Source organism: Priestia sp. TGN 0903 (assembly GCF_050846855.1).
GTDB lineage: Bacteria > Bacillota > Bacilli > Bacillales > Bacillaceae_H > Priestia > Priestia zanthoxyli.
Genome location: NZ_JBOZGL010000002.1, coordinates 775,908 through 781,921, shown reverse-complemented (window position 1 = coordinate 781,921; position 6,014 = coordinate 775,908). Strand labels below are relative to the sequence as shown.

General features: G+C 40.6%; 10 protein-coding genes. 6 read left to right on the top strand and 4 right to left on the bottom strand.

Features of this window, described 5'->3' with window-relative positions; genetic code table 11:
- Positions 1-94: 94 nt before the first annotated feature.
- Together ACRPLY_RS10590 and ACRPLY_RS10585 are read right to left on the bottom strand one after the other, a co-directional pair.
- The gene (locus ACRPLY_RS10590; RefSeq protein ID WP_176343665.1) at positions 95-304 is read right to left on the bottom strand and encodes a hypothetical protein; all 210 of its coding nucleotides are present in this window, start codon (positions 302-304) and stop codon (positions 95-97) included.
- Between the two features lie 52 nt (positions 305-356).
- The gene (locus ACRPLY_RS10585) at positions 357-1,115 is read right to left on the bottom strand and encodes a DeoR/GlpR family DNA-binding transcription regulator (protein WP_432231836.1); all 759 of its coding nucleotides are present in this window, start codon (positions 1,113-1,115) and stop codon (positions 357-359) included.
- A 164-nt stretch (positions 1,116-1,279) separates the two neighbouring features.
- Between ACRPLY_RS10585 and ACRPLY_RS10580 the strand changes: the two genes are divergently transcribed.
- Positions 1,280-2,155, top strand: a complete 876-nt coding sequence (locus ACRPLY_RS10580; RefSeq protein ID WP_165636356.1) for a Cof-type HAD-IIB family hydrolase — start codon at positions 1,280-1,282, stop codon at positions 2,153-2,155.
- A gap of 28 nt (positions 2,156-2,183) precedes the next feature.
- On the opposite strand, the gene ACRPLY_RS10575 is transcribed toward ACRPLY_RS10580, so the two are convergent.
- Positions 2,184-2,414 carry a DUF3953 domain-containing protein gene (locus tag ACRPLY_RS10575; protein ID WP_028414710.1) on the bottom strand — a complete coding sequence of 77 codons (231 nt, stop codon included), beginning with the start codon at positions 2,412-2,414 and terminating at the stop codon, positions 2,184-2,186.
- Between the two features lie 11 nt (positions 2,415-2,425).
- Positions 2,426-3,391 (bottom strand): 2-hydroxyacid dehydrogenase, encoded by a 966-nt coding sequence (locus tag ACRPLY_RS10570; RefSeq protein ID WP_028414711.1) that lies wholly within the window; start codon positions 3,389-3,391, stop codon positions 2,426-2,428.
- Between the two features lie 126 nt (positions 3,392-3,517).
- On the opposite strand from ACRPLY_RS10570, the gene ACRPLY_RS10565 reads away from it, so the two are divergent.
- From ACRPLY_RS10565 to ACRPLY_RS10545, 5 genes are all read left to right on the top strand, one after another.
- Complete coding sequence (locus ACRPLY_RS10565; RefSeq protein ID WP_432231835.1) at positions 3,518-4,000, top strand: DUF2500 domain-containing protein; 483 nt, start codon at positions 3,518-3,520, stop codon at positions 3,998-4,000.
- Positions 4,001-4,153: 153 nt separating this feature from the next.
- A complete protein-coding gene (locus ACRPLY_RS10560; RefSeq protein ID WP_165636353.1) occupies positions 4,154-4,351 on the top strand; it encodes a hypothetical protein in 198 nt (65 codons plus the stop codon).
- 77 nt (positions 4,352-4,428) lie between these two features.
- Positions 4,429-4,869 carry a DUF5391 family protein gene (locus ACRPLY_RS10555; RefSeq protein WP_416225649.1) on the top strand — a complete coding sequence of 147 codons (441 nt, stop codon included), beginning with the start codon at positions 4,429-4,431 and terminating at the stop codon, positions 4,867-4,869.
- 196 nt (positions 4,870-5,065) lie between these two features.
- Positions 5,066-5,698, top strand: coding sequence for a LysE family transporter (locus tag ACRPLY_RS10550; protein ID WP_047751809.1), 633 nt, complete (start codon positions 5,066-5,068; stop codon positions 5,696-5,698).
- A 166-nt stretch (positions 5,699-5,864) separates the two neighbouring features.
- Positions 5,865-6,005 carry a hypothetical protein gene (locus tag ACRPLY_RS10545; protein ID WP_013058226.1) on the top strand — a complete coding sequence of 47 codons (141 nt, stop codon included), beginning with the start codon at positions 5,865-5,867 and terminating at the stop codon, positions 6,003-6,005.
- The last annotated feature ends 9 nt before the right edge of the window (positions 6,006-6,014 follow it).

Genomic DNA, 6,014 nt, shown 5'->3' with positions numbered 1-6,014 from the left:
CAGTCACCGGTACAATATCGGCAACTGGTCGTTTAAAAGGTGTTTTGATCCCTGTCTCAAAAACAGGGGTCAGTCCCATAAAGAAACGGGTCTTTTATTTTCCGGATAGTGCCGCTAACACGCCAAAAATAATGGCGACCACAGGTCCTACAATAAATAGTCCAATTAAAATCGATCGTATAGCTTCCCATAGAAACCATAAAGGGCCTTGCTTAGACTCTGCTTCTTTCACTCTTTTCTCTAGGTGTTCGACTCTTTGCTGAAGCTTCGCTAATTCCTGCGTAACATCTATTTGTTCGCTCATCGCTCAAGCTCCTTTTTACTCTACATTACCATATACTTCCTTACCAAAACTACTATTTATTTGTGATCACTTCAATGCCGATTTCGCGATAAGCATTTAACACGGTTTCGTTCACATGTTCTTCTGTAATGAGCCAATCTAGTGAGTTGGCTGAGCTGAACGTGTACGTTGAAGACGTATTGAGTTTTTTAGCTGTTACAATAGCCGCTACTTCACTCGCGCTTTTTATCATTTGACTTTTGATGTGCATTTCTTCAAGCAAAGGAATGCTCATACCGATTTTAGGATCGATTGCGTATACGCCTAAAAAACAAAGATCCGCTCGAATTTGCTTAAGCGTATCAACCACGCTTTGTCCTACCGTGACCATCGATTCTTTTCGAAACGTTCCTCCAAGAGAAACAACTTCTACAAAGTCATGTTCCGCTAGTGCAACGGTAATTAACGGACTGTTTGTAATAACCGTAACGTTTAAATTCTTTGGAAAAGCTTTGACGAGCTGAATATTTGTTGTACTTCCGTCCATCAAGAGCACCTGCCCGTCTTTAATTAACGGAAGCGCCGCAACGGCAAGTGAATGCTTAACATCCATCAATTCACGTTTACGCTCTTTGTAATCAACCGCAGACGTGGAACGCGAAAGTGCTCCTCCGTGTACGCGCTGCAGCAAACCGAGCGCGTCCATTTCCCGAAGGTCTCTGCGGATTGTATCTTCTGAAACGTTCAGCGTTTGGCTAAGCGTCGTAGCTACAATGCGCCCTTCTTTTTCAAGCAAATTCATAATTTGTTTGCGTCTTTCTTGTTTTAACATTGCTTGTTCACCTGTTTTCTTTCTGCTTTTTACTTTATTATACTTGTTTCTTTTGTAAAAACAATGTAAAAACGCTTGATTATCAGTGTTTTTTCGTTTATTGTAGGATAAACAAGATAAAACATGCAAAAACAAGTAATAATAGTCAAAGGGAGAGATAGTTTATGAAGATGATTTTTACAGACTTAGATGGAACTCTTTTAAATAGCAGCAGTGAAATTAGCACAATTAATGCAGAAGCAATTAAAAAAGCGCAAAAACACGGAGTTGAAGTCGTGGTTGCTACAGGGCGCGCTTATTTCGACGTGCAGGAAATTTTAAAAAAAGCTGAGCTTTCCAACCTTTGGGTGATTGCCGCAAACGGAGCGACTATTCATGACCCGGACGGACAGCTCAGACATTCTGTTCCAATTGATGACCAGCACGTAAAAGAAGCGCTTCAGTGGCTGGATGCAAACGAATTTTATTATGAAGTGTTTGCTGAACATGCGATTTATACACCAAACTCAGGCCGTGAGCTGCTCGCCATTGAAATTGACCGGGTAAAAAGCGCCAACAAAAACGTGGACGAACAAAGACTTCATCACGCGGCGGCTAAGCAGTACAGCCAAACGGGATTTGCCTTTGTTGCATCGTATGAAGATATTTTAAATACAAGCGCTGAGCTTTATAACGTATTAGCTTTTTCATTTGATGATGAAAAACGAAAAAAAGGCTGGGATCACTTTAGCAAGCAGCACGACATGACCCTTGTCTCTTCCGCTGATCATAACTTTGAACTCGAACACAAAGATGCGTCAAAAGGAAACGCATTAAACTACGTTGTAAAAGAGCTTGGCGCTTCTCTTCACGATACCATTGCCATTGGAGACAGCTTTAACGACGTATCGATGCTGCAAAGAGCTGGAAAAGGAATCGCTATGGCAAATGCGCACGCAGAAATTAAAGCACTAGCTGATGACGTTACATTAACAAACGATGAAAACGGAGTAGCTTCCGTTATTGAAAACGTGTTAGAAACGCAGCTAAAAGCACATTAAAAAAACGCTTGGCAAATGCCAAGCGTTTTTAAATCGTCATGCGATAAAGACCGGCAAACCAGCTGAATAGCGCAACGAAAAACAGCAGCCACGCGCTGGTTTTCTTTCTTTTTTGCCACTCAATTGCTCCTAAAACTAGCATCGTTAAGCCTAGGAGTATATTTAAAAGCGAAAGGAACTGGTCATTGTGAGTGAGCATCATATAAAGAGCCAGTCCAACCGTAATAATTGAAAAAATAAGCTGTAATGCTTTTAACAAAAAATCTCTTCTTACTTGTAGTTCACTTCTTCATTCACGCACGTCACTAAAGGCTTTTTCTCAAGACCTAAAAGCAGGTTCTGTACGGCTAGATCTGCCATGCGATTGCGCGTTTCGTACGTAGCGCTTCCAATATGCGGCGTTACTAGCACATTTGAAAGCTGCAGCAGCTTGTGATCTGCCGGAAGCGGCTCTGGATCTGTTACGTCCAGTGCGGCATACGCAATTTCTTCATGTTTCAGCGCTTCGTACAGTGCTTCCGTATCCACTAATCCCCCGCGCGCTGCGTTCACAAAATACGCACTGTTTTTCATAGCTTTAAATTCCGCTTCTCCAAACATGCCTTTGCTTTCATTTGAAAGCGGCACTAAGCATACGATACAGTCAGCTGTGTGAAGCAGCTCTTCAAATGAGAGGTATACGGCATCAAGCTCTTTTTCGGCTTCATGCTTGCGGCTTCGGTTGTGGTAAACGATGTTCATCCCCGATGCCTTTGCTCGTCTGGCAACGGCGCTTCCGATATCGCCCATTCCAACAATACCAAGCGTTTTTCCAAATAAATCAACGCCAAATACCGTTTCCCAGTTTCCTTGTTTCACTTTTTCATAGCCTTCATGAATGCGGCGAGCTGCTGACAATAAGAGACCAAACGTTAAGTCTGCCGTTGCTTCTACTAGCACTCCTGGCGTATTGCTAAACGGCACCCCTTTTTTGGTACACGCTTCGACATCTACACTGTCATACCCGACGCCTGATTGAGAAATAACGCGCAGATTCGGTGCTGCTTCTAACAGTTCTTCATCTACTGTAATGTGGCCGATATTAAAAAAGCCGTCAGCATCACGAAGCCAGTCGCGCAGCGTTTCTTGTGGAATCTTCCCTTCTCCTTCCCACATTTGAATATCGCAGTGTTCCGCTAGCTTTTCGTAAGCGTTTGGCCACGTCTTTCCAGACATAACAACTTTGTATTTCCCCATGTTGATCTCTCCTTTTCCTTGTTCACTCATATGTATGAATAGTAACTAGCTATCCTATCATAAGACTACTATAAAGATGAAACTTTTTCCATTCAGGAACCGTATTTATAGTAAGGGGGAATACGAATGTTTGAAGATGAAATGATATTTGAAGATGACCCGTCCGGAGATGACATTGTTTTTGAAGGTGATGCTGACCTAAGCGGAGGCGCTTTTTTTCCAGACGATGCGTTATTTAACGGAATGCCTACGTTTGTTATGCTATTTTTTGTTATTGTTATTGGTATTTTCTTATTTTCTATTTTTAAAGGAATCAGCACGTGGAGAAAAAATGAGCAGTCTCCCCGTCTATCTGTAAAAGCAAAAATTACGGGCAAACGGACAAACGTCCAGCACCATAACAGCCATGCTCACGAACATCACCACTCTCATACGTCTACAACTTACTACGTAACCTTTCAATTTGAAAGCACCGACCGCTCTGAATTTACTGTTTCAGGCAGCGAATACGGCAAGCTTGCAGAAGGTGATGAAGGAATACTGACGTTTCAAGGAACTCGTTTTTTGGATTTTCAAAGGAATCCAAGTAAAGAACATACAGATGCTTAGCTTATGACCTCGTGCTTTTAGAGGTCTTTTTTACTGGAGTGAGGCATTTATACAGCAAACGAACTTTTTGTGCCCTTTTTACACTTTAGAAGAACGTTAATCCGTATAAAAACATACCGTGTAACACATTCATTTAAGCAGGCAGGTGATTTTATGTATTCTCCTTATTCAGGCAGCGGTATCTACTACGGACATTACGGAGAGGCCCCTCATTCGCACCCTATTCAAACAATACTGACGCAATACTGGCACGAAACACACTATCCAGGCCCACACAAAAAATATGTTCACGTGTATTATCTCAACCCATCTTCTCTTCATTATTATTCAGCTTATCGAACATTTTTGTAAAAAATTGGTGATTTCCAGACTTTTATATTGTAAAATTAATCCATATACTTTTAATTTGGAAAGGAGGTTAACAAACAGTGCGTAATTCTACAGCAAAAAATAGTGTGGCGATCACCACTTTGCTTTCCGCCCTATTTTTCTGCTCTATCATAGTTCTTGCTTCGCTTTCTCCTCTAGCAGATTCTGGTCCCAATGTTAACACGTTCGGTTCAGTTGGGATGTGGTTATCTCTTGGCATGATTCTATTTTTATATCTATTGCCTTTAGCATTTTATCTGCTAGGAATGCATTTCTTAAAATTTGTGATGGCTGCTTTTTGCAGCATTGGACTTTTAATCGCTGCTAGTACTCTATTACTAATGCCGGCTCTGTTTTTATTTGGACTGGAAGATTTCTCAGGAAACTTAGCTTCCATCATAGGTGTAATGATTTCTTGCTTAGGCTTACTGATTACGAATATTGTGTGGTTTGTTGCTGCGTTTAAAAGACCGTCAACTACCGTGCAGGAAAGCGTTTAAAATGGTGAAGAGGAGCAGCTACTGCTCCTCTTTTTATAGCTTGGTAGGTAAAAAGTTCAAATATATATCGAAGCAGCCTTTGTGCTTACTGTTTTTTATACATAACATCAAATTTCACTACATATTTTTATATAATGAAAGACCACTTAAACGGAAAACGATAGTAGATACGAGATTGAAAGAGGTTTTGTTTTTGGTGACGTTATTTTTAACAAATGTGCTGCTCGGTCTTTCGATTGCCCTTCCGGTTGGCACGGTGACGATTGAAATGACAAAACAAGGTTTAAAAAACGGGTTTCTTCACGGATGGGTTGTGGGACTTGGAGGCATGACGGTTGATTTGTTGCTAATTGTGCTTCTTTACTCTGGACTGGCTTCTTTTTTGTCTGCTCCTTTTATCCAGCTTGTTATGTGGCTTGTAGGGGCACTTTTTTTACTTTATATTGGCTATGACAGCATTAGACACGCGGATCATGATATAGCGGCTCCTGGAGAACACGTAAAAAAGTCGTTTGCCTCTTCTTATGTGAACGGAATCTTTGTTGCGATTTCTCCGAGCAATCTCATTTTTTGGCTGAGCGTGTTTGGGACGGTGCTGACAAATTCGCTTCAAGCCTCTCACTCGTTTCATTTCCTAGTGATTGCTGCCGGAATATTAACGGGAATTTTAATTCATGACCTGGGCTTAATGACAATTGTCTCTGGAACTAGAAAAGTGCTGAATCAGCTTTATATCAAATGGGTTTCTATTGCAGCTGGATGTATCTTAATTGGCTTTTCATGCTATTTTCTCTACCGATTTATCGGGAATCTGCGCATGTACTTTTAATGTTTCTACATATTTTATGATTTACTATATCCCCTCTTTATCTAGTATAGAGAGGGAATTTTTATAATCTATCAGGGACTATCAGACAAAAAGTTCACAATTTCGTCACATTTCTATTGATTTTTTTCTCTTTTTATACGAAAATATAAAAAAGGGAGGAAATATCATGAAAATCAAAAAAGCACTTCGCATCTTTATTGGATCAAACGTTCTTGTATTATTAACATTTGGCCTTCTTCCAGCACTATTAGTTAACCCCGATATTGACCTAATTCAATCATTTATTAATTATATAGGCAAGGATTAATCCTGCTTA